Origin of the sequence: Sphingopyxis sp. (assembly GCF_025869345.1) — a bacterium.
Lineage (GTDB): Bacteria > Pseudomonadota > Alphaproteobacteria > Sphingomonadales > Sphingomonadaceae > Sphingopyxis.
Map to the genome: position 1 here is coordinate 1 of NZ_JAOZVW010000165.1, position 21341 is coordinate 21341.

Genomic DNA, 21341 nt, shown 5'->3' on the forward strand with positions numbered 1-21341 from the left:
AGTACACCGCGTCATTGCGAGCGCAGCGAAGCAATCCAGAGTGTGCGTAAACCGCCCTGGATTGCTTCGCTGCGCTCGCAATGACGAGTCGGAGAGGTCTACCGCAGCTGGCGCCAGGCCGAGCTGATCGTCACGATGCCGTTCAGCAGTTCGTCGAGCGATTCGGCGCTGTTGGCCGAGACCGCATCGTCGAGCTTGCGGCGCATGCTGCGATAGACGCGCGACAGCGCGATGGCGACGTCGCCGCCGGCGTCGCGATCGAGGTTCGCGTCGAGGCCGATCAGGATGGTGCGCGCGCGCCGCGCGGGCTCGGTCGCCGAGATGCGCTGCCCCTGCCGCACCATCGAGGCGAGCACCCCGACCGCGGTCTCCAGCTCGTCATAGAGCATGGTGACGAGTTCGACCGGGTCGGCGGCGAGCGCGCGGCTTTCGTGCTGCAGGCGGCGATAGAGTCCCGTCGCGCGGACGGTCGAGGGGGTAGCGGCCATGGACGTCATCAGTCGTTATTCTGGTTCGTCCACATCTTGATCTGTTGCTCAAGATAGGCCTGGGTTGCCTTGAAGGCGTTCAGTTTGACGTCGAGGGCGCTATACTGCTTTTCGAGCCGCGCCTTGTAGGCGGCTTCGCGCTCCTCGACCTTTTCGAGCTGCTCGGCGAGCGAGCTGCTCTTGTCGGCGAGCGATTTCGATACGCGGCCGATCGCGCCGTCGCTTGCGACCGCCTTGTCGCGGATCGCATCGAGAATGCCGGCGATGCCGGGATCGGTGGTCGCGGTGTGCGTCGCGTCGCGGCGCGGGCTGAACAGCGCCTCGACCGCGCCCGCGTCGGCGGTCAGCGCCTTTTCGAGCTTGGCCGAATCGACCGTGAGCGTGCCTTCCTTGGTCGAGGTGATGCCGATGTCGGACAGTCTGGAAATGCCGCTGCCGCTGGTCAGCACCTTGTTGACCATGTCGCTGAGCTCGCGTTCGAGCGCGCGGAGCGAGCTGGTCGTGCCCGACAGGCTGGCGGCCGACGACAGGCTTTTCTTGAGCTGGTTATAGACCGAGACGAAGTCGCCGACCGTCTGGCGGATCATGTCGAGCGGGCGGCTGGCGCCGATATCGACCGGCTGGCCGGGCGCGGCCTTCTTGAGCGTCAGCGACATGCCCGGAATGACGTCGTCGACGCTGTTCGTGGCGCGGCTGTAGGCGATACCGTCGATCGTGAAGGTCGCGTTCGCGGCCGACTGGCCGAGCGTCATGCCGCCGCCCGCGCCATAGCCGAAAGCCGCGAGCGCGGGGTCGGCCCCCGCGTCGGCGGTCAGCGTGAAGGCGTTGCCCTCCCCCGTCGCCCCCTTGAGCACGATGCGGCTGCCGCCGGTGTCGGCGACGATCGAGGCGGTGACCCCGGCGCCGCTGGCGTTGATCGCGGTCGCCAGGCCTTCGAGGCTGTTGTTGGTCGCGTCGATCGTGATCGTCTTGTCCACGCCCCCGACGCTCAGCGTCATCGTGCCGGTGCCGATCGCAGCGCTCGTGTCGGCGACGATTCCCGAATAGGCGGTCTGCGCACGCGCGAGGCCATTGACGACGATGGTGGCGGAGAAGCTGTCGGCGCTGAGGCCCGCGCGCGCGGTGGCCGCCAGCACGCTGTCGTCGGAAACGGTCGGCGTGCTGCGGAGCGACCCGTCGGCGATCATCTGTTCGAGCGAATCGGCAAAGCCCTCGAGGTCCGAGCGCGCTTGCGCGACCGCGCTCACCCGCGCCTGATTCTGCTGGGTCAGCGTCGTGAGCCGCGCGACCTTCGGATCGCGCGAGGCGCTTGCTAGGTCGTTCACCAGCTTGGGGATGTCGATTCCCGACCCGTAGCCGAGCGAAGAGGCGATAGAGGTGACCATGCGAATATCCTTCGCACCTCTTAACGGCGGCGCGGGCGGGGGATTAAGGAGCCGGATCCCATATAAGGCCGTGTTCCCCCGCGAAGGCGGGGGTCCATCTTCAGATGGTCCAAGATGGAGCCGGCGGGAGATGGTCCCCGCCTTCGCGGGGACACACGATAGCTATGCGGTGTTTAGGCCTGCCGGCGCCCCTCGGCGTCGAAGCAATGCGTCGGCGGCACGTCGATCGCGGGCTGGCTCGTCCCCTCGGCCATCGCGCGTTCGAGCTGGAAGACGAAGGCGAGCACCGTCGCGACCGCGACGAACAATTCCTCGGGAATTGTCCGCCCGGCGCGCGCGGTGAAATAGATGGCGCGGGCGAGCTGCGGATATTCGAGGATCGGCACGTTCGCGGTGCGCGCGAGCTCGCGGATCGACAGCGCGACGTCGCCGCGCCCGCGCGCGACGACGACGGGCGCCGCGTCCTGGCCGGGGCGATAGCGAAGCGCGACCGAGAAATGGGTCGGGTTGGTGAGGATGACGGTCGCATCCGACACCGCCTTGCGCGCGGAACCGCTGAGGATGTCGTGCGCGCGCTGGCGCTGCGCCTGTTTGAGTTCGGGCGCGCCGTCCGCTTCGCGCATTTCCTCCTTGATTTCCTGCTTGCTCATCATCAGGCGGCGGGTGCGCTGATACCATTGCGCGGGCACGTCGATCAGCGCGATGACGACGAGGCCGCCCGCCATCGCGAGCATCGAATGGCCGACCGCGCGGCCGGCGAGGCCGATCGCGGCGTTGAGGTCGGCCTGCGCCATCGACATGATCGCCGGCAGGCTGTGCGCGACGAGCTGATAGCCGATCGTGCCGAGCAGCAGCACCTTGGCGAGCGACTTGACCAGCTCGATGACGCCCTGCGGCCCGAAGATGCGCTTGAGCCCCGACAGGGGATTCATCCGATTGCCCTTGAAGCCGAGCGCCTTGCCGCGCCAGCCGAGCGAGCCGAGCATCGCGGGCGCCGCGATGCTGGCGCCGATCGCGAGCGCGAACAGGCTGGCGAGCGGCAGCAATATCTCGACGCCGTTGCGCATCACCGCCTCGCCGGGCGCGAAATGGGCGATGTCGCCGGCATCGAGGGTCAGGCCGCGCTTGACGAGTTCGCCCGCCGAATCGACGAGCCAACCGCCCGCGGCGAACAGCCAGCCCGCGCCGGCGAGCATCATCAGCGCGGTCGCAAGCTCCTTCGACATCAGCACGTCGCCCTCGCGCGCCGAATCCTTGAGCTTCTTGTGGGTTGGAAGCTCGGTCTTCTGGTCCTTTTCGCTCGTTCCTGCCATCGCTCAGCGTCCCGCGGCGATCGTGCGCGCCATGTCGAGCGCGTCGGAGAGGAAGCGGGCGATCGTCTCCGCCATCGCCGGGGTCGCCATGCCGAGCAGGATGACCCCCGCGAGCAAAGTCGCGGGCAGGCCGACCGCGAACAGGTTCATCGCCGGGGCCGAGCGGCCGATCACGCCCATGATCATCTGGACGAGGATCAGCACGAAGCCGACCGGCAGCGCGATCGTCAGCCCCGCCGCGAACATCAGACTGGCGAAGTGCAACAGCCCGCCGATCGCGGCGAAGGAGGGAAAGGCGTTGCCGGGCGGCAGCGCCTGATAGCTGTCGACGATGATCCGGATCAGCATCAGATGGCCGTCGGCGGCGAGGAAGAGCGCGGTCGCGAGCATCGACAGGAACTGCCCGACGACAGTGCTCGACGCGCCGCTCAGCGGATCGACCATCGATGCAAAGCCGAGGCCCATCGCATTGCTGATCGCCTCCCCCGCGAGCAGAGCGGCGGCGAGCCCCATCTGGAGCACGAAGCCGATCGCGAGGCCGATCACCGCCTCGCCGATGATGAACAGCAGGCCGGGGACCGAGACGATGCCGTCCGCGGGCAGCGCCATCCCCGACGCCGCGACCGCGGGCACGCCGACCGCGAGCGCGATGACGAGGCGAAGCTGCACCGGCACGTTCGCGGCGCCGAACACCGGCGCGGCCAGAAAGGCGGCGCCGGGCCGGATCATCCCCAGCATCCACAGCTGGAGCATCGCCTCGATGTTCGGGACGTCGGCAGGGTTCATCGCGCCGCTAGCGGACCAGATTCGGAATCTGCGCGAAGATATCCTGCGTGAAATCGGTGAGCAGCACCAGGATGCTGCTGCCGAAGATCGCAAGGCAGACGGCGGTGACGATCAGCTTGGGCACGAAGCTCAGCGTCTGTTCGTTGATCGAGGTCGCCGCCTGCACCATGCCGAGCAGCACGCCGACGACCAGGATCGGGATCAAGATCGGCGCCGAGGCGAGCGCGAGCACCCACAAGGATTGCTGCGCGACCCCGACGAAATAATCGGCTTCCATCGTCTAGGTCCCGAAAGAGGAGGCGAGCGAGCCCATCGTCAGCGCCCAGCCGTCGACGAGGACGAAGAGCAGCAGCTTGAAGGGCATCGAGATCACCGTCGGCGACAGCATCATCATGCCGAGCGACATCAGCGCCGACGCGACGATCAGGTCGATGACGAGGAAGGGCAGGAAGATCAGGAAGCCGATCTGGAAGGCGGTCTTCAATTCGCTGGTGACGAAGGCGGGGAGCACGATCGAGAAGGGCACGTCCTTGGGGCTCGCATAGGCGGGCGCCTTGGCGATCTTCGCGAACATCATCAGGTCGGTCTTGCGCGTCTGCGTCATCATGAAGCCGTGCAGCGCGTCGCCCGAGCGGCTGATCGCGGTGCCGATGTCGATCTGTTCCTGGCCGTAAGGCTCGATCGCGACGCGGTTCACCTCGCTCAGCACCGGCTGCATCACGAACAGCGACAGGAAGAGGCTGAGGCCAACGAGCACCTGGTTCGGCGGCGTCTGCTGAAGCCCGAGCGCGTGGCGCAGGATCGACAGCACGATGATGATGCGCGTGAAGCTGGTCATCATCAGGAGCAGCGACGGCAGCACCGTCAGCAGGCTCATCAGCAGGAGGATCTGCAGCGACAGCGTCAGCGGCCGGCCGTCGCCGCCGATCTCGCTCACCGCGCGCGTGAGGCCACTCGCGCCGACGTCCTGCGCGAAGGCCGGCGTTGCCACGGCGAGCAGCGCAAAGCCGCCCATCAGGGCGGCGCGGCGCAGCCAGCGCTTGCGAGAACCGTCAGCCGACATGGAAATCGCCCTGGCTGTTGTCGGCGAGCCGCGTAACCTGGCCGCGCGAGACCGAGAGCAATATCTGCTGACCCGCGAATTCGACGACCGCGAGCTTGGTGCCGGGGCCGAGCGGCAGCACGCCGACCATCTCGACCGCGCGGGCCTGTTTGGCGCCGCCGGTCAGGGGCACGCCCATCTGGACGCGCTTCCATAACCATATGCTGCCCCACGCCATGCCGCCGACCAGCGGCAGCAGGATCAACAGACGGAGAATATATTCGAGCATCAGCCCCTCCGCTCGAAGCCCGCGAACCCTTGCGCGGGCGCGACGACTTCGGCGATCTGGATGCCGTAGCGGCCTTCGACGCTGACGATCTCGCCCTTCGCGATCAATGTGCCGTTGGCATAGATGTCGAGCAGTTCGTTCGCGGCGCGGTCGAGCTCGACGACGCTGCCCTCGGACAGCGACAGCAGTTCGGCGAGCGTCATCGAGGTCGATCCGACCTCGACCGAGACGCGCAGCGAGACGCCGGCGAGCAAGTCGAAATTGGGCGCGCCCGCAATGCTCCGGTCGCGCCGGTCGGGCCGGGCGGGGGCTTCGCTCATGTCATTCATCGTCGGATCCCTTTTCGACAGTCTCAATCAGGATGGCGGCGTTGCCATTCGATTCCCCGATGCTGCCGGACGCGAAACTGCGGCCGGCGACGGTTACCGGAACATTGCGCGGAATGGTTAACGGAATGATATCGCCGACCTCCAAAGAGAGGAGTTTCACCAAAGAAATTTCGGGGCGAGCGAGAACCGAGCGCACCGGCACGCGCACGGTCTTGAGCGCGCGGTTCAGCGTCGCGGTCCAGGCGGGATCGATCGCGGGTCCGTCGCGCATCTCGGGAACCGGCTCGGCGACCGCGATTCCGCGCAGCGCCGCCTGCGGATAGGCGCAGAGAATCGTCCGCCCCTCGAACACGCCGCCGCGCAGCGTGAAGCGCTGGACGAGCAATTCGTCGTCGCCGCGCACCGCGGCGAGCTTCGCGGGATCGCTGGTCACGCAGTCGAGTTCGGGTTCGATCCCCATCTTCCACGCCGCGGCGAGTTGCTGGCCCATGTCGCGGCCGAGCCGCGCGGCGAAGCGTTCCTCGGCGTCGGTCAGCTCCTCGCGCTCGCCGGCGAGCTGGCCCTTGCCGCCATAGAAGATGTCGACGAGCTGGAGCAGCAGCGGCCGCGCGGTCGCGAGCAGCACCGGTCCCTTGAGCGGCGGTGCATGATAACGCCAGAAGAGGCCGGGGCTGACCGCCTGGCACCAGTCGGTAAAGCGCATCTGCACCGCGGCTTCGCGCTCGACCTGCACCGTCGGCGCGCCGAGCGCGCGGATCAGGTCGCGCAAGCTGCGCGCGAACTGGTTGCCGACGCTGTCGAGCACCGGAAAGGCATAGCTGCCCTCGGTCTTGCGCAGCAGCAGCGACGCCTTCGCGTCGGCGGCCTGCTTGGCCGAGGCATCGACGGGTTTCGGCTCGAGGCTCACTGGATCACCAGGCTGGTGAAATAGACGTTGTCGATGCCGCCGAAGCCTTCCTTGTCGCGCAGCACGTCGTTGATCGCGGCGGTGAGCTGGCGCTGGAGCTGCTGCTTGCCCTGCGAGGTCGACAGCAGCGCCGGATCCTGTTCGGCGAGCACCATCAGCACCGCCGAGCGGATCGGCACCTGCTGGCGCTTGATGTTGGTGATCACCTTGCCGTCGTAAAAGGTCGACAGGCTGATCCCGACCTGAAGGAAGCCCGATCCGTCGGCGAGGTTCGTCGTGAAGGCGTCGGTCATCGGATAATAGGTGATTTCATATTTGCGCGGATCGACCTTGAAATGGTCGTTCGGAACCGAGACCGTGCCGACCTTCAGCGCCGGCTCCTTGCCTTCCCCGCCGCCCTCGCCCTCGGCCACCGCTTCCTCGCCGACGCTGCGGACGACGAGCTTGGGATAATGATCCTCGGGCTTCGCCTCGTGCGCGGAGAGGCCGCCGCCGAGATAGATGCCCGCACCGGCGCCGGCCCCGATCAGCGCGGTCGCGCCGATACCCAGCATCAGCATCTTCTTCATCTTGCCACCCTTCTTGGGATCGGCGTCGGGGGTTTTGTCCTTGCTCATGGTCAGGCCTTTCGGGGTCAGGCAAAGCGGCCGCGGCGATCCGCGGCGCGTTCATTGCGGTCGGCGCCGGGGCGCTCGGGGGCGGTTTCGATCAGATGGCTGGCGTTTGGAGCAGCATTTCGGCCGCTCTGGCCCTGCTGCTGTTGCTGGCGCCCGGTCTCGGCGGGCGTATGCGTGACCTGCGCCTCGGCGACGCGCACGCCCTGCTGGCGCAGATCCTCGACGAGGCGCGGCTGCGCGGCGGTGACGATCGTCGCGGTCGCTTCGTGCTGGGTGTCGAGCTTCAGCGACACGCCGCCGCTGTCGTCCATCTTCATCGCGACGTCGAGCCGGCCGAGGTGGCGCGGCATCAGGCGAAAGCTGAGGTCGCCGCTTTCCGATTTGGTCGCGGCGATGTCGGTCGCAAGCTGAGCGATCCACTGGTCGTCGCTGCCCATGTCGAGCAGGCGTTCGGTGACCGGCGCGGCGGCCTGGGCCAGAGCAGGCGCCGCCACGCCGGGTGCGGCGGGCTGGCCGAAAAGAACCGCCATCGACGCGCCGCTATCGGCTACGGGGCGGAGCGGGGCAGGCTTGAGCGGGGCAGGATCGGTGGCCGGCTTCGCGGCCGCTGTCGGCAAGGCGGCGCTTTCCACCCTGGCCGAACGCGCGGAGGCGGAGGCGGGGGCGAGAGCGGCTTCGCGTGCCGGTTTGGCGGCGGCGGTCTCGACAGGCTTGTCGGCCGGGCGCGCCGGAGCAGCGGCGACAGCGTCTTCGCGAGCGGGCTTGGCAGCGGCGGTCTTGGCCGCCGTGGCGGGCAGGATCGTCGTTGCCGCCGTCGATCGCGGCGCCGCATCTTCGGTTTCGGCGGTCTTTGCAGTTCGGCCTGTGGGGGCCGGAGCCGCATTCGCCACCATCGCCGCAGCGGCAGCGGCAGCGGCAGAGACGGGGGCCGACTGCGCCGGATCGGCGATCACCGCCGTCACGACGGGCGGCTCGGCGGTGCGGGCATCGGGAGCGTCGGGACCGACGGGAGCGTCACCACCGGCGTCGTCGGCCTTGGCATCGGCCTTTTCGAGGGGCTTTCCGGGCGCATCGACCGCGGGCTTCGCGGTAGCACGCGGGGTCGCCACGGCGATCAGCAGGCTCGCGGCAACGGCGGCGTCGGGCGTCGGCGTCGCCTCGGCCGGTTTCGCGGCGGGCGCGGGAGAGGGCTCGGCGGACGCTTCGGGCAGGATCGCTCCGATCGCCGTGCTCGCGTCCGATATCTGGACCGACGCGGCGCCGGGCTGCGAGCGAAGCGGGCTGATGGCCGAAGCCAGCGGCGCCGTCGCGGTCGCGGTCGGAAGGGTCGTTGCCATGGGAAGCACCATGTCCGCTTCCCCGTCGACAACCGCGCTCGGGGCGGCCGGGACGGGGGTGTTGGAGGGAGGCGTGAGCGCGATCGGACCAGCCGGCAGCGTGCCCGCGCCGCTCGCCACGCTGCCCGGCAGCTTGGCGAGCAATTGCTCGAAGCCGCCGGCGTCGCTGTCGGCGGGCGTCGCCGGACCCAGCGCGGCGAGAATCGTCGCGAGGCCGGTCTGCGCCTGGGGGGAGGCGAGCGCGGTCATCATGCCGCGCCGCCCTCGATCAGGCGCAGGCTCATCGCGCGGCGGCGATGCGGGCGGTTGGCGTCGCTGCGGCGCTCCATTTCGGCCTCGGCCGACTTGCGGCTGCGCTCATAGAGGCGGACCGCCGATTCTTCCTTCACCATCGCGCTCTGGGCGAGCATCCCGGCCTCGTCGCGGCGGATGCCGGCATTGACGAGCGGCGCGGCGAGATTTTCCTTCGCCATGTCGAGCCGCATACCGAGCTCGCCGATCGTGTTGAGCGCGCGGCCCGCGACCGCGCCCTTCGCCATCGCCAGGTCGGTGCGCAGCCCCTCGAGGCGCTTCGACAATTCGACCAGGCTGGCAAGCTCGCCGGTGGCGCGCGCGAGATGGGCCTCGGCCATCTGATGTTCGACGGAGCGCACGCGGATGATGCGTTTGCGGCGTGCGGTGCGGGCGTTCATGCGGTAAATCCTTCAATCAGGGCGTGGCGGGAGGTCGTGAAATCGACTTGCGTGCCGGCGGCCTGCGACACGAAGGCGAGCTGGTCGGCGTGGCGTGCGATCGCGGTGTCGAGCACCGGATCGCCGCCCGCCACGTAAGCGCCCATCAGCATCAGGTCGCGATTCTCTTCATAGGCGGACCAGAGCTGGCGGAAACGCGCCGCGGCGGCGGCATGATCGGGGTCGACCGAATCGGCCATGGTGCGCGACAGCGAGCGGGCGACGTCGATCGCGGGGTAGACGCCCTGTTCGGCCAGCGTGCGCGACAGGATGATATGCCCGTCGACGATCGCGCGCGCCGAATCGACGACCGGATCGTCGATGTCGCCGCCGTCGGCGAGGACGGTGTAGAGCGCGGTGATCGAGCCGCCGGTCAGGCTGTCGTTGCCCGCGCGCTCGACGAGCGAGGGGATGAGCGCGAAGGTCGAGGGCGGATAGCCCTTCATCGTCGGCGGCTCGCCCAGCGTCAGCCCGATTTCGCGCTGCGCATGCGCGACGCGGGTCAGGCTGTCGATCAGCAGCAGCACCTTCTTGCCCTCGGCGCGGAAGGCTTCGGCGATCGCGGTCGCGCGCATCGCGGCGCGCAGGCGGAGCAAGGGCGGATGATCGGCGGGGACCGCGACGACGACCGATTTCTTGCGGACGGCGGGGGGCAGCTTGGTTTCGACGAAGTCGCTGACCTCGCGGCTGCGCTCGCCGATCAGCCCGACGACGATCACGTCGCATTCGGTGCCCGCGATCATCTGGCCCATCAGCACCGACTTGCCGACGCCCGAGCCCGCGATGATCGCGACGCGCTGGCCCTCGCCGATGGTGAGCAGGCCGTTGATCGCGCGCACCCCCATATTGAGCGGTTTCGTCACCCGGCCGCGGCGCAGCGGATTGACCTTGCGGCCCGCGAGCGGCCACTGGAACTGCGATTTCACCGGCGGACGCCCGTCGAGCGGATGGCCCTGCGCGTCGATGATCCGGCCGAGCAGCGCCTTGCCGCAGGCGACCATGCTGCTCGCGCCATGCGGCTCGACCGGCGCGCCGGTGACGAGCGGCATATTGGTGTCGAAGGGGAGGACGAGGCTGCGGTGACCGCGAAAGCCGACGACCTCGCCATAGACATAATCATTGTTCGCCGACTTGATGCGGACGTTGCTGCCGAGCGGCTGCGGAAAGCCCGAGACTTCCAGCATGATCCCCTCGTGCGCGACGAGCGTGCCGATGCGGCGCGGGCTGGCGTCGCGGAGTTCGACGGGCGCGAGCAACTGCTGCGCGGTCAGGGCGAGGCGGCGCGTCATGCGGCGACATCCTCGCCGCCGAGCGCGGCGCGCAGTTCATTGAGATAAACGGCGCGGCCATGCTCGATCCAGCCGGCCGAGGTTTCGATGCGGACGGTGCCGCGCATCATCGCCGGGTCGGCCTCGACCGGCAGCGCGATCGGCGCGTCCATCAGCAGCGCGGCGTCGGCGGGGTTCACCCACAGGGTGCGCGCCTTGTCGGCCTCGGCGACCATCGCCGCGGCGATATCGGCCTGCGTCTGCAGCCATTCAGCGTCGATCGGCGCCCGGCCGACGATCTGGCGGACCAGCCGTTCGACCGTTTCGGCGATGAGCTGTGCCAGTTCCTCGCTCGGTTCGTCCTGCAGCGCCTCGGCGCCCGCAACGAGCGCCAGAAGCTGCTCGCGTTCGACCGCGAAGGCGGCTTCGGCGAGGCGCTGGCCCTCGGCAAGGCCCTGCGCGAACGGATCGTCGGCGGGCTCCGCGGCGGCGGGCGCCGGTTCGGCCGGAACCGCCTCGGCCACCAGCGGCGCGCCGAAATGCAGCGGGCGAAAGCCGCGTCCTTCCGCCATCAGCGCGGCGAGCGAGACGATGGTCGCTTCGGCGGCGCGATCAGACATAATCGTCCCCCGCGCCCGCGATCATGATCTCGCCGCTCGACGCCATCTGGCGGACGATCTGCATGATCGCCTTCTGCGCCTCGTCAACGTCGGTGCGCTTGACCATCGTCATTTCGGCCATTTCGTCGCGGATCGTTTCCGACGCGCGCTTCGACATGGTGGCAAGGCAGCGGTCGGCCATGTCGGCATCGGTGCCCTTGAGCGCGACGGCGAGCTGCGCGGCATCGACCGAACGCAGCACGGTGCCGAGACTCTTGGCGTCGAGATCGCGCAGATTCTCGAAGATGAACATCTCTTCCTCGATGATCTGCGCGAGCAGCCTGTCCTGCTTCTTGAGCGCGCGGATCGTGCGTTCCGAAAGCTGCTTCGGCATCTTCTTCATGATCTTGGCGACGTCGCCGGGTCCGCCGATCGGCCGCTTGGCGACGCGCTGGCCGCCGACGTTCGCGGCGGCGAGCACCGATTCGAGATCCTCGATGGCGGCGGCCGGGACAGCCGTGAGCTGCGCGGCGCGCAGCACCAGTTCGGCCTGCAACCCCTCGTCGAGCGTCTCGACCGCGCGCGCGGCGACGTCGGGGACGAGCACCGACAGGATCAGCGCGCCGACCTGCGGATGCTCGTTCGCGAGCAGCGCGCTGATCGCATCGATGTCCATCCAGCGCAGCATCTCGAGCGACGCGGCGCTCGACTGCGGCGCGACCGCGGCGAGGATATTGTCGGCGCGGACGTTGCCGACCGCATCGTGGATCACGGTGCGGATGCGCGCGTCGGCGCCGACCGCGAGCGCGCTGACGTTGCGGCTTTCGGAAACGAACTGGTCGAGCGCCTGCCCGATCTGATTCTCGCTCGCATTGGCGGTGTCGAACATCGACTTGGCGAGCTGCTTGACCTCTTCGGGGCCGAGGTGCTTCAGGATCGTCGCGGCTTCGCTCTCGTCGAGCAGCATCAGCAGGATCGCCGCGGCCGACGCGCCGCCGATCGCGGGCTTGCCGCGCGGGGTTTCGATTTCGGCGTCGTTATCGGTATCGATCACATCAGGCACGGGCGCCCTCCTGCATCAGCTGGCGGACGACCAGCGCGGCGCGGGCCGAATCCTGGCGGACGAATTCGCGGACCAGATTGGCGCGCGCCTCATAGCTGGGCGCGGCCTCGATCATCTCGAGCGTGATTTCGCTGCTGGCGTGCGGGCTGGCGAGCGCGGCGGGATTTTCGGTCACCTTGAGCAGCGTTTCCTCGATCTGCGCGTCGCGCTCGGCGCGCTGGGTCGCGCGCTGCTTCGCGGCGCGGATCAGCGGGCGGCCGATGAAGAAGAAGGCGAGCAGCGCGGCCAGAATGGCGCCGGCCTGCTTGACCAGCGGCAGGAACCACGGCTGGTCGTAAAAGGCCGGGGCGGCATCCTCGACCTGGACGAAGGGACGCTGGTTGATCGCGACCATGTCGCCGCGCGCCGCGTCGAAGCCGATCGCGCCCTTCACCAGGCTGTCGATCTTCGCGATGTCGGTCTGGGTCAGCGCCTTCTTGCCCTGGTTGAGCGCGACCGCGACCGAAACGCGGCGAAGCTGGCCCTGCGGCTGGTGCGTCACCGAAATCTCGCGCCCGACCTCATAGGCACGGGTGGCGTTTTCGTTGCTGTTGGTCTGCGCCGCGGGCGCGCCGGGCGCCGCCGGGACGGGCGCGGCGTTGGTGACGGTCGAGGCCTGCGGCGGCTGGTTCGACAGCGCGCCGGGGATGCCGACCGCGGGGGGAACGCCCTCGCCGCTGACGGTGCGCGTGACCTGTTCGCTGGTCAGCGCGCGATCGTCCTTGGGGAAGCTTTCGCGCGTCGCCTGGCTTTCGGACATATCGACGTCGGCATGGACCTCGACGGTATAATTGCCGGCGCCGAGCATCGGGCCGAGCAAAGTGTCGAGCGCGCGGCGGAAGCGATCCTCGACCTGCGTCTGAAGCTGAAAGGCCTTCATGTCGCCGTTCGACGCGCCGTCGGAGAGCAGCGCGCCGCGCTGGTCGATCACCTGCACCTGATCGGCGTTCATGCCGGGAATCGACGAAGCGACGAGGAAGCGGATCGCCTGCACCTGGCCGTCGGAAAGCGAGCGGCCGTTCTGCAGCGTCAGCATCACCGAAGCGGTCGCGGGCTTGTCCTCGCGGACGAACAGGCTCGGCTCGGCGGCGGCGATATGGACGCGCGCGCTCTTCACCGCGTCGATCGTCTCGATCGTGCGCGACAGGTCGGCCTCGCGCGCCGAACGCAGCGTCTCGCCTTCGATCGCGCGGCTCGATCCCATCGGCAGCGAGGCGATCAGGCTGTCGCCGCTCGGCGCCGCCTTGGGCAGGCCCTGACCCGCGAGCGCGATGCGCGCCTGATAGACTTTGTCGGCGTCGACGGTCAGCGCGCCGGTTGCCGGATCGATCGTGTGGCCGATCCCCTGCGACTGGAGCGCGTCGGCGACCGCGGCCTTGTCGTTGTCGTCGAGCCCGGCAAAGAGCTGCGCCTGCGGGGCCGACTGGGTCATGAACCAGGCGAGCGCCGCGATGCCGATCGCGGTGGTGGTGGCGATCATCGGCAGCGCGCGCTGGACGGCGGGCTGGCGGACGAACTGCTGAACGGGCGCGAAACGGCCGCCCATCGCGGGGACAGGCAGACGGTTCGGGCTTTCGTCGACGGGGGTCAGGATCTGGGTTTCGGCCATGGGTTACACCGGCATGTTCATGATGTCGCGATAGGCGGAGAGCAGCTTGTTGCGGACCTGCAGCGTGGTTTCGAAGCCGAGCGAGGCCTTCTGCCGCTCGATCATCACGCTGACGATGTCGTGCGTGTCGCCGCGCTCATAGGCTTCGCTGAGGTCGCTCGCGCGATTCTGCTGGGCGTTGACCTGTTGCAGCGCGTTGCTGATCGCGGCGCCGAAATCGGGCGTGCCCGCCGCGCCGTCCACACCGCCGCCGATGCCGCCCGCGCCGCTGGCGCCGCCGCGGCCCGCGGCGCGCTGCAGCGCCTGGTTCTGATTGAGGATCGAACTGCGCATCTGCAGCAGCCGGCTCGAGTCAATCGTGCTCATAAAGCTTTCATCCGTCCTGGTGCGCGGCCTCGCGCCGCACGCCAAAGAAGAATGCAAGGCCCGTGCCAGAAATTTAATAGGCTCCTTTTCAAGGACTTGATTGGCTATCGAACAGGCTTAACGCCGTCTTCGACATTTTTTTGACGCAGCCGCTTAATCCGCCGCACGGGTCGCCGTTACTGCCTCCGTGACCGCTCGCCGAGCCCTCACGCAACGGGAATGGCCAACGGCCGGAAAGGAACAACATGACTGTCATCAACACCAATGTGAGCGCGCTCCGCGCCCAGAACAGCTCGCGTGTTGCCAACAATATGCAGGCGACTGCGATGGAACGCCTGTCGAGCGGCAAGCGCATCAACAGCGCCAAGGACGACGCCGCCGGCCTCGCCGTCGCGACCCGCATGAACGCTGCGTCGCGCGGTTTCACGCAGGCGATCCGCAACGCCAACGACGGCATTTCGCTGGCGCAGACCGCCGACAGCGGCGCGGGCAGCATCTCGGACATCTTGATCCGTATGCGTGACCTCGCAATGCAGGCTTCGACGGGTACGCTCAGCGACGCCGACCGCGGGCTGGTGCAGAAGGAAGTCACCGCACTGATCTCGCAGATCGGCGACATCGTGACTCAGACGACGTTCAACGGTAACACGCTGCTTGATTATACGGCTCCCGCGACCGGCGCGTTTGACATCCAGACCGGCCTCAAGAGCGGCGAAAAGGTGACCATCACCATCGGCAAGCTCGATGCGACGACGCTTGGCGTCAATGCGCTCTCGGTCGCCACCGCGACCGGCGCCACGGGCGCTTTGGCGACGCTCGACGCGGCGATCGACAAGGTTGCTGGCGAACGCGCCAACCTCGGTGCGCAACAGAATCGTCTGAGCGCCGCTGTCGATAATTTGACATCGCGTGTCACCAACCTCGACGAAGCCAAGTCGCGTATCGAAGACGCCGATTTCTCGGCCGAATCGACGAAGCTCGCCGCCGCCGGCATCCTGTCGCAGGCGTCGACCGCGATGCTCGCTCAGGCGAACCAGAGCGCGCAGGGCGTGATGAACCTGCTCCGCGGCTAAAGCGGACAGACGCAAACATCGAGTTCAGGCCGACTTTGGTTGGTCCCTTTATTGGCCTGCTCCGACGCCCCGGCTCCCCACAGCCGGGGCGTCTTTTATTGGGCGGCAGGGCCATTCGGTTCACGCGGAGACGCGGAGACGCGGAGGAGGTCGTTCAGGCCGACAGGCTCTTTGCCATTCAACGGTGAGCCAAGAACCGGCAACTGGAAAAGAAAGGCCGCTTCGCGGCAAGCCCTCCCTCTCCGCGTCTCCGCGTCTCCGCGTGAACTGGATTCAACTGCCGCCCTTCCCCTCAATGAAAATCGCGCGACTTTGGCAGGATGCGGACGTCTCGCGGATGGCCGTGGCGCGGCATCGGTCCGCCCGGCATGGCCTCGTCGCCCAATCCGTCGAGCCGGTCGGTGCAGTCGGTGATGCGCGTTGCCATCAGGTGGATCACCCCTTCCTTGCTGCGCTGCACCTCGCCCTCGGCGAGCATCAGCCGCGACGCCATGACGGCGCGGCGTTGGCGCTCGAAAAGGCGCGCCCAGAGCAGGATGTTGACGATCCCGCTTTCGTCCTCGATCGTGATGAACACCGCATTGCCCTTGCCCGGCCGCTGGCGGATCAGGACGACGCCCGCGGTGCGTATGACCGACCCGTTCTTCGCCGCCGCGACCTCGCGCGCGCTCAGCACGCCTTCGTTGGCGAAGCGCGGGCGCAGGAACGCCATCGGATGGCCTTTTAGCGACAGCCGCGTCGTCTGATAATCGGTGAGCACATGTTCGGCCATCGGGGTCGGCGGCAGGCTGGCATCCTCCTCCTGCCCCAGTTCGTCGGCGTCGGCTGCCCCAAACAGCGGCAACACCCCCTGCCGCACCCGCCGCGCATCCCACAGCGCCGGCCGCCGCTCACGCCCCATCGACCGGCACGCGTCGGCATCGGCGAGCAGCCGCAGCGCGCGGCTCGGCAGGTTCGCGCGGCGCGCGAGTTCCTCGACATTGGCAAAGGGCGCATCGGCGCGCGCCCCGGCGATCGCGTCCGCCCATAGCTCGCGAAACCCGTCAATCTGCCGGAAACCGAGGCGTAGCGCGAGGCTGCCGTCATCTGCGCGTTCGAGGCTGTTGTCCCAACCGCTGGCGTTGACGTCGGCCGCGCGCACCTCGACGCCATGCCCCTGCGCATCGCGGACGAGCTGCGCGGGGGCATAGAAGCCCATCGGCTGCGAATTGAGGAGACCGCAGGCGAAGACCGCGGGATGGTAATGCTTGATCCATGACGAGACATAGACGAGCCGCGCGAAGGACTGGGCATGGCTTTCGGGAAAACCATAGCTGCCGAAACCCTCGATCTGCTTGAAGCAGCGTTCGGCGAACGCCTTCTCGTAACCGCGCCGCATCATGCCGCCGATCATCTTCTCGCGGAAATTGTCGATCGTCCCGACGTTGCGAAAGGTCGCCATCGCGCGGCGCAGCCCGTTCGCTTCCTCAGGCGTGAAATCGGCCGCAACCATCGCCAGCTTCATCGCCTGTTCCTGGAACAACGGGACACCGTGGGTTTTCCTGAGCACGTCATAAAGCTCGTTGGGGTCGTGTGGCGGAGCGGGGGAAGGGAATGTGACCTTCTCCTCCCCGGCCCGCCGCTTCAGATAGGGGTGGACCATGTCACCCTCGATCGGGCCGGGCCGGACGATCGCGACCTGCACGACGAGGTCGTAGAACACTTCCGGCTTGAGGCGCGGCAGCATGTTGATCTGGGCCCGGCTTTCGACCTGGAACACGCCGATGCTGTCGCCCTTTTGCAGCATCGCGTAGACGGCTTGGTCGCTGCAATCGATGTCGAGTTCCAGCGTGTGATCGCCCAGCCCATGCTCGCGCATCAGGTCGTAGCATTTGCGAATGCAGGTCAGCATACCGAGCGCGAGCACGTCGACCTTCATCAGGCCCAGTGCATCGATGTCGTCCTTGTCCCACTCGATGAAGGTGCGATCCTCCATCGCGGCATTGTGGATCGGCACCAGCTCGTCGAGCCGCCCCTCGGTGAGCACGAAGCCGCCGACATTTTGCGACAGGTGGCGCGGCGCCTGCAGCAGTTCGCCGACGAAGCGGTGCAGCCGCTCGATCTCGCCATTATGCGGGTCGAGCCCAGCCTCGACGAGGCGCTGGGTCGGCACTTCGTCGCCCCAGCTTCCCCAGCTCGTATCGGCGAGCCGCGCGGTGACGTCCTCGCTGAACCCCAGCGCCTTGCCGACCTCGCGAATCGTGCTGCGCGCGCGGTAATGAATGACGGTCGCAGCGATCCCGGCGCGGTCGCGGCCATAGCGCTCATAGATATGCTGGATCACTTCCTCGCGCCGTTCATGTTCGAAATCGACGTCGATATCGGGGGGCTCGTCGCGCTCGGCCGACATGAAGCGCGAGAAGAGCAGTTCGTGCTGCATCGGATCGACCGAGGTGACACCGAGCAGGAAGCAGACGATCGAATTGGCGGCCGACCCCCGCCCCTGGCAGAGGATCGGCGGTTCCTGCGACCGTGCGAAGCGGACGAGATCATAGACGGTCAGGAAATAATAGACGTAGCGCCGCTTGCGGATCAGCCGCAGTTCGTTGCCGATCAACTGGCGAACCTTGGAAGGCAGCGGCGTGCCATAGCGTTTCTCCGCCGCCGTCTTCACCAGATGGTGAAGGTAGGGAAACGGCTTCCAGCCCGGCGGCACCGGCTCGTGCGGATATTCGTAACGCAGGTCGTCGAGCCGGAAGCCGATGCGGCCCAGCAGCTTCGCGCTCTGCGCGATCGCCCCCGGATAGCCGGCGAACAATCGCTGCATTTCGGCAGGCGGTTTCAGATGGCGCTCGCCATTGGCGTGAAGCAGCCGGCCCGCCTTCTGGACCGTCGTGCCTTCGCGGATGCAGGTGACGATATCGTGCAGCGGGCGCTGCCCCCGACTCGCATAGAGCACGTCGCCCGTCGCGAGCAGCGGAACGCCGGTCGCCGCCGACAGGCGCTGGCGTTCGGCCAGCCGCCGCGCATCGGCGCCCGACCGCGGCATCGTCGCCGCGAGCCACACCGCCTTCGGCCGCGCGCGCTTGAGCGTGCGGAGCAGCGCCTCGTCGCCGTCCATCGCGATCAGCAGCAGGTCGTCCGAATGATCGAGCAGATCCTCCAGATTGAGGACGCAGCCACCTTTCTGCGTGCGCAGATTGCCGGTCGACAGCAGCCGCGTCAGTCGCCCCCAGCCGGGACGGCTGACCGGATAGGCGACGATGTCGGGGGTGCCGTCGGCGAAGGCGAGCCGCGCCCCGACGACCAGCCGGAAACCCGCCACCGTCTCGGGCTGCTTGACCTGCAGCTCTTTCAGAAACGCCCACGCCCGCACCACCCCCGCGACGCTGTTGCGGTCGGCGATGCCGATGCCGCTCAGGCCGAGGCGGAGCGCTTCCGCGACCATCTCGGCGGGGTGCGAGGCGCCGCGCAGGAAGCTGTAATTGGTCGCGGCGACCAGTTCGGCGAAGCCGGGCTCGGGCGGCGCCGCGCTCATGCGAACAGCCCGTGGATATACCAGCGCGGATCGGCCCTCTCGTCATAAAGGCCGTGGCGGAACAGCCAGTAGCGGCGGCCCTGGACATCCTCGACGCGGTAATAGTCGCGCGTCAGCCCGCCATTGTCGCGGCGCCGCCACCATTCGGCGGCGATGCGCTCGGGGCCTTCGTAGCGGCGCACCGCATGGACCGCACGCCGCCAGCGAAACTGGTGCGGCGGGCCGTCGGGGACCTCGGCGATCACCTCGATCGGCTGCGGCGGGTCGAAGAGGTGGAAGGGGCGTGTCGGCGGTTCGCCGGGCGCGGGCCAGGGGGCGGGCGGCGGCGCGTCGATCGCGGGGAGCGCGAGCTGCGCCTGTTCGGGAATATGCGTGTCGGCACCGCGCAGCCGCCGGACACGGCCGCGGCCGAGGCGCGTCGTCATCCGGTCGATCAGCTCGTCCATCGCTGCCGCCCGCACCGCACCGCCTTCGAGCTTGAGCTGGCTCGCGCCGAGCGCTTCGAGCCGCGGCACCGCGAGGCGGATCATGTCGAAGCCGAAGCCGGGATCGAGCGGATCGGCGAGGCTGTCCATCCGTTCGGCGAACAGGCGCATGACGAGCCCGGCGTCGCGCGTCGGATGCCCCGTCTCGACCTCGATGCCGCGCGCGAGGCCGTCGCTGCGAAAGAAGGTTGCGCGGAAATGGCGTCCGCCCTTGCCGCGAACGGCCAGCGCGTCGATCGCTTCCCCGGCGAGTTCGACCAGCACCTGGACCGCGTGGGCGGTGCTGCCGAGCGGCTCGGCGAAGCGGCGCTCGACCGCGACGGGCGGCGGCGCGATGCGCGGGTCGAGCGGGCTCGGCGCATCACCGAGGATGCGGCGGAGCGCGCTCGCGGCGCCCGCACCGAAGCGCGCGGCGATATTCGCCATCGGCCGGCTCGCGAGATCGCCGATCGTCTTCAGCCCGGCGCGGACGAGCGCGGTCGTCGCCTCGGGATCGAGTTCGAGCGCGGCGACGGGCAGGCGGCGGATCGCCTGTGCCTCGTCGGGGGCGGGGCGCGTCTGATGGCGCGCGAGCGCGCGCGCGGCGTCGGCGGTCGGGCCGAACGCGCTCCGCACGGTCAGGCCGAGCCGCGCGAGGCGCCGCTCGGCATCGGCGGCGAGCCCGTCCTCACCGCCGAAGAGATGCTCGGCGCCCGCGATGTCGAGGATCAACCCGTCGGGAGCATCGAGCGCGACGAGTGGCGTGTAGCGGCCGCAGCCGAACGCGAGGCGGTCGAGCCAGGCGTGATCGGCGGCGGGGTCGTGCGGAACGACGATCAGCTCGGGCACCCGCGCGCGCGCGTCGGCGAGCGGCATGCCGGGCGTGAGCCCCGCCGCACGCGCCGCCGGATCGACGCGCACGAGGCACAGCGCGCCCCGCTGCTTGGCGGAGAAGGCGAGCGGCGCGTCAGGCGGCCGCAGCGCCGTGCGGGCGAACCGCTCGGCGGGCAGCCAGGGGAAGAAGAGCGCCAGATAGCGCCGCTTCGCCAGGCCGGAAGGCGTTTTCGTCATGGTTCCAGTCCAGTCGCCAGCGCCCGCCCGCGGGGCCGGCGCGCCAGCGCAGCAGTTCAAGGTCGAAGGCGGGCGCGCCGGGGGCATCGGCTTCGAGGGCGCGCGATGCCGCCGCGACGACGCTCCAGCGCGTTTCGGCGACGCTCGGCGCGGGCGCGGCATTGAGGCGGAGCATCAGCAGCGTCGTTCCGGCATCGCGCGCGCCGAGAGCGAGGCGGCGGCCCGCGGTGAGGTCGAGCAGAGGAAATTTCCCCCAGCTTTCGACGATCACCGCCGCCGACCCCGCGCAGCGGACCGCATCGTTCGCGCAAGCGAGCAGCAGCCTGGGGTCGGGAGCCTCGACGAGCAGCAGCCGGTCCGGATCGCCGCCGAGTTCGGCGATGCCGGGAGCATAGATCGAACCGGCGCGCCGCGCGGCATCGACGGTGCGCAGCCAGATCAGCGGCGCCCTGCCCGGCGTGCGGAGCGCGAGCAACGCGGCGAAGGCGGCGGCGCTCGTGGCGTCGAGCGCGTCGGCGGCGAAGAATTCATGCACGCGCCCCGCCGCGAGCCCGCCGCCGAGCGCGTCGTCGAAAGGGGCATGACCGGTCGCGAGCCAATCCCCCTCGGGGTGGCCCGCCGAACCGCCAGCGGCGGTCAGCCGCGCGACGCGACGGCGCAGCGCGGCGAGTTGGGGAGACGACTCGCGCATAATGTTCTCTATATGTTCCTTATAGCGCTTTGTCGCCGGCGTATGTCAAGGCGGCGGGTCGTGGTGTCGATTGATCTCACGCAAAGGCGCGAAGGCGCGAAGAAGAAAATCTCACACAAAGACACAAAGGGGGCCTGTATGCCCACATGGTCTGCATCATGATCAGGCTGCGGCTGATCCGGGATTGGCCGGACGAAGTCCGGTCCATTTTCATTAGGGATTGTGGGGATTCAGCCACCTGCGGACTGCTATGAGGATATTATCGTGTTCCCCCGCGAAGGCGGGGGTCCAGAACGGGCGGGCGCAGGGCTGCTCTGGACCCCCGCCTTCGCGGGGGAACAGGGTTTTTCCATAATC

Annotated in this window: 21 protein-coding genes; 1 reads left to right on the forward strand and 20 read right to left on the reverse strand. The window is 68.6% G+C overall.

Annotated elements, in window-relative coordinates; genetic code table 11:
- Positions 1-98: 98 nt before the first annotated feature.
- The 17 genes from fliS to fliE all read right to left on the reverse strand — a co-directional run bounded on the left by fliS (position 99) and on the right by fliE (position 14168).
- The gene (fliS, locus tag OJI97_RS18745; RefSeq protein ID WP_297666037.1) at positions 99-488 is read right to left on the reverse strand and encodes a flagellar export chaperone FliS; all 390 of its coding nucleotides are present in this window, start codon (positions 486-488) and stop codon (positions 99-101) included.
- An 8-nt stretch (positions 489-496) separates the two neighbouring features.
- The gene (gene fliD / locus OJI97_RS18750; RefSeq protein WP_297666038.1) at positions 497-1873 is read right to left on the reverse strand and encodes a flagellar filament capping protein FliD; all 1377 of its coding nucleotides are present in this window, start codon (positions 1871-1873) and stop codon (positions 497-499) included.
- A gap of 173 nt (positions 1874-2046) precedes the next feature.
- Positions 2047-3186, reverse strand: coding sequence for a flagellar type III secretion system protein FlhB (flhB, locus tag OJI97_RS18755; protein WP_297666040.1), 1140 nt, complete (start codon positions 3184-3186; stop codon positions 2047-2049).
- Between the two features lie 3 nt (positions 3187-3189).
- Positions 3190-3972, reverse strand: coding sequence for a flagellar biosynthetic protein FliR (gene fliR / locus OJI97_RS18760; RefSeq protein WP_297666042.1), 783 nt, complete (start codon positions 3970-3972; stop codon positions 3190-3192).
- A 7-nt stretch (positions 3973-3979) separates the two neighbouring features.
- Positions 3980-4249, reverse strand: coding sequence for a flagellar biosynthetic protein FliQ (locus OJI97_RS18765; protein WP_257545787.1), 270 nt, complete (start codon positions 4247-4249; stop codon positions 3980-3982).
- Positions 4250-4252: 3 nt separating this feature from the next.
- Positions 4253-5035 carry a flagellar type III secretion system pore protein FliP gene (gene fliP, locus OJI97_RS18770; RefSeq protein ID WP_297666044.1) on the reverse strand — a complete coding sequence of 261 codons (783 nt, stop codon included), beginning with the start codon at positions 5033-5035 and terminating at the stop codon, positions 4253-4255.
- Entirely contained in the window at positions 5025-5303 is a 279-nt protein-coding gene (locus tag OJI97_RS18775; RefSeq protein WP_257545783.1) for a flagellar biosynthetic protein FliO, read from the reverse strand. Before OJI97_RS18775 ends, fliP begins: the two co-directional genes overlap by 11 nt.
- Positions 5303-5632 carry a flagellar motor switch protein FliN gene (gene fliN, locus OJI97_RS18780; RefSeq protein ID WP_257545781.1) on the reverse strand — a complete coding sequence of 110 codons (330 nt, stop codon included), beginning with the start codon at positions 5630-5632 and terminating at the stop codon, positions 5303-5305. The genes OJI97_RS18775 and fliN overlap by 1 nt, the downstream gene beginning before the upstream one ends.
- On the reverse strand, positions 5625-6539 hold the full coding sequence (locus OJI97_RS18785) for a flagellar motor switch protein FliM (protein ID WP_297666047.1): 915 nt from the start codon (positions 6537-6539) through the stop codon (positions 5625-5627). The genes fliN and OJI97_RS18785 overlap by 8 nt, the downstream gene beginning before the upstream one ends.
- Complete coding sequence (gene fliL, locus OJI97_RS18790) at positions 6536-7156, reverse strand: flagellar basal body-associated protein FliL (protein ID WP_297666049.1); 621 nt, start codon at positions 7154-7156, stop codon at positions 6536-6538. Before fliL ends, OJI97_RS18785 begins: the two co-directional genes overlap by 4 nt.
- 17 nt (positions 7157-7173) lie before the next feature.
- On the reverse strand, positions 7174-8745 hold the full coding sequence (locus tag OJI97_RS18795) for a flagellar hook-length control protein FliK (RefSeq protein WP_297666051.1): 1572 nt from the start codon (positions 8743-8745) through the stop codon (positions 7174-7176).
- Positions 8742-9185 (reverse strand): hypothetical protein, encoded by a 444-nt coding sequence (locus tag OJI97_RS18800; protein WP_297666053.1) that lies wholly within the window; start codon positions 9183-9185, stop codon positions 8742-8744. The genes OJI97_RS18795 and OJI97_RS18800 overlap by 4 nt, the downstream gene beginning before the upstream one ends.
- Positions 9182-10513, reverse strand: coding sequence for a FliI/YscN family ATPase (locus OJI97_RS18805; RefSeq protein WP_297666055.1), 1332 nt, complete (start codon positions 10511-10513; stop codon positions 9182-9184). Before OJI97_RS18805 ends, OJI97_RS18800 begins: the two co-directional genes overlap by 4 nt.
- Positions 10510-11112 (reverse strand): FliH/SctL family protein, encoded by a 603-nt coding sequence (locus OJI97_RS18810; RefSeq protein WP_297666057.1) that lies wholly within the window; start codon positions 11110-11112, stop codon positions 10510-10512. The genes OJI97_RS18805 and OJI97_RS18810 overlap by 4 nt, the downstream gene beginning before the upstream one ends.
- Positions 11105-12154, reverse strand: a complete 1050-nt coding sequence (gene fliG / locus OJI97_RS18815) for a flagellar motor switch protein FliG (protein ID WP_297666059.1) — start codon at positions 12152-12154, stop codon at positions 11105-11107. Before fliG ends, OJI97_RS18810 begins: the two co-directional genes overlap by 8 nt.
- Positions 12147-13802, reverse strand: a complete 1656-nt coding sequence (gene fliF / locus OJI97_RS18820) for a flagellar basal-body MS-ring/collar protein FliF (RefSeq protein WP_297666061.1) — start codon at positions 13800-13802, stop codon at positions 12147-12149. The genes fliG and fliF overlap by 8 nt, the downstream gene beginning before the upstream one ends.
- 3 nt (positions 13803-13805) lie before the next feature.
- A complete protein-coding gene (gene fliE / locus OJI97_RS18825; RefSeq protein ID WP_297666063.1) occupies positions 13806-14168 on the reverse strand; it encodes a flagellar hook-basal body complex protein FliE in 363 nt (120 codons plus the stop codon).
- Positions 14169-14413: 245 nt separating this feature from the next.
- On the opposite strand from fliE, the gene OJI97_RS18830 reads away from it, so the two are divergent.
- Positions 14414-15241, forward strand: coding sequence for a flagellin (locus OJI97_RS18830; RefSeq protein WP_297666064.1), 828 nt, complete (start codon positions 14414-14416; stop codon positions 15239-15241).
- 292 nt (positions 15242-15533) lie between these two features.
- Here OJI97_RS18830 and OJI97_RS18835 read toward each other — a convergent pair whose 3' ends face one another.
- The 3 genes from OJI97_RS18835 to OJI97_RS18845 are packed head-to-tail and all read right to left on the reverse strand — an operon-like array spanning position 15534 to position 20984.
- Positions 15534-18758, reverse strand: a complete 3225-nt coding sequence (locus OJI97_RS18835; RefSeq protein WP_297666066.1) for an error-prone DNA polymerase — start codon at positions 18756-18758, stop codon at positions 15534-15536.
- Positions 18755-20293, reverse strand: coding sequence for a DNA polymerase Y family protein (locus OJI97_RS18840; protein WP_297666068.1), 1539 nt, complete (start codon positions 20291-20293; stop codon positions 18755-18757). The genes OJI97_RS18835 and OJI97_RS18840 overlap by 4 nt, the downstream gene beginning before the upstream one ends.
- Complete coding sequence (locus tag OJI97_RS18845) at positions 20190-20984, reverse strand: hypothetical protein (protein ID WP_297666070.1); 795 nt, start codon at positions 20982-20984, stop codon at positions 20190-20192. The genes OJI97_RS18840 and OJI97_RS18845 overlap by 104 nt, the downstream gene beginning before the upstream one ends.
- Between the last annotated feature and the right edge of the window lie 357 nt (positions 20985-21341).

Bases quoted from the DNA above. Each gene is read 5' to 3' on its own strand.
- fliS (WP_297666037.1), bottom strand. From the start codon at position 488: ATGGCCGCTACCCCCTCGACCGTCCGCGCGACGGGACTCTATCGCCGC.
- fliD (WP_297666038.1), bottom strand. From the start codon at position 1,873: ATGGTCACCTCTATCGCCTCTTCGCTCGGCTACGGGTCGGGAATCGAC.
- flhB (WP_297666040.1), bottom strand. From the start codon at position 3,186: ATGGCAGGAACGAGCGAAAAGGACCAGAAGACCGAGCTTCCAACCCAC.
- fliR (WP_297666042.1), bottom strand. From the start codon at position 3,972: ATGAACCCTGCCGACGTCCCGAACATCGAGGCGATGCTCCAGCTGTGG.
- OJI97_RS18765 (WP_257545787.1), bottom strand. From the start codon at position 4,249: ATGGAAGCCGATTATTTCGTCGGGGTCGCGCAGCAATCCTTGTGGGTG.
- fliP (WP_297666044.1), bottom strand. From the start codon at position 5,035: ATGTCGGCTGACGGTTCTCGCAAGCGCTGGCTGCGCCGCGCCGCCCTG.
- OJI97_RS18775 (WP_257545783.1), bottom strand. From the start codon at position 5,303: ATGCTCGAATATATTCTCCGTCTGTTGATCCTGCTGCCGCTGGTCGGC.
- fliN (WP_257545781.1), bottom strand. From the start codon at position 5,632: ATGAATGACATGAGCGAAGCCCCCGCCCGGCCCGACCGGCGCGACCGG.
- fliL (WP_297666049.1), bottom strand. From the start codon at position 7,156: ATGAGCAAGGACAAAACCCCCGACGCCGATCCCAAGAAGGGTGGCAAG.
- OJI97_RS18795 (WP_297666051.1), bottom strand. From the start codon at position 8,745: ATGATGACCGCGCTCGCCTCCCCCCAGGCGCAGACCGGCCTCGCGACG.
- OJI97_RS18800 (WP_297666053.1), bottom strand. From the start codon at position 9,185: ATGAACGCCCGCACCGCACGCCGCAAACGCATCATCCGCGTGCGCTCC.
- OJI97_RS18805 (WP_297666055.1), bottom strand. From the start codon at position 10,513: ATGACGCGCCGCCTCGCCCTGACCGCGCAGCAGTTGCTCGCGCCCGTC.
- OJI97_RS18810 (WP_297666057.1), bottom strand. From the start codon at position 11,112: ATGTCTGATCGCGCCGCCGAAGCGACCATCGTCTCGCTCGCCGCGCTG.
- fliF (WP_297666061.1), bottom strand. From the start codon at position 13,802: ATGGCCGAAACCCAGATCCTGACCCCCGTCGACGAAAGCCCGAACCGT.
- fliE (WP_297666063.1), bottom strand. From the start codon at position 14,168: ATGAGCACGATTGACTCGAGCCGGCTGCTGCAGATGCGCAGTTCGATC.
- OJI97_RS18830 (WP_297666064.1), top strand. From the start codon at position 14,414: ATGACTGTCATCAACACCAATGTGAGCGCGCTCCGCGCCCAGAACAGC.
- OJI97_RS18835 (WP_297666066.1), bottom strand. From the start codon at position 18,758: ATGAGCGCGGCGCCGCCCGAGCCCGGCTTCGCCGAACTGGTCGCCGCG.
- OJI97_RS18840 (WP_297666068.1), bottom strand. From the start codon at position 20,293: ATGACGAAAACGCCTTCCGGCCTGGCGAAGCGGCGCTATCTGGCGCTC.
- OJI97_RS18845 (WP_297666070.1), bottom strand. From the start codon at position 20,984: ATGCGCGAGTCGTCTCCCCAACTCGCCGCGCTGCGCCGTCGCGTCGCG.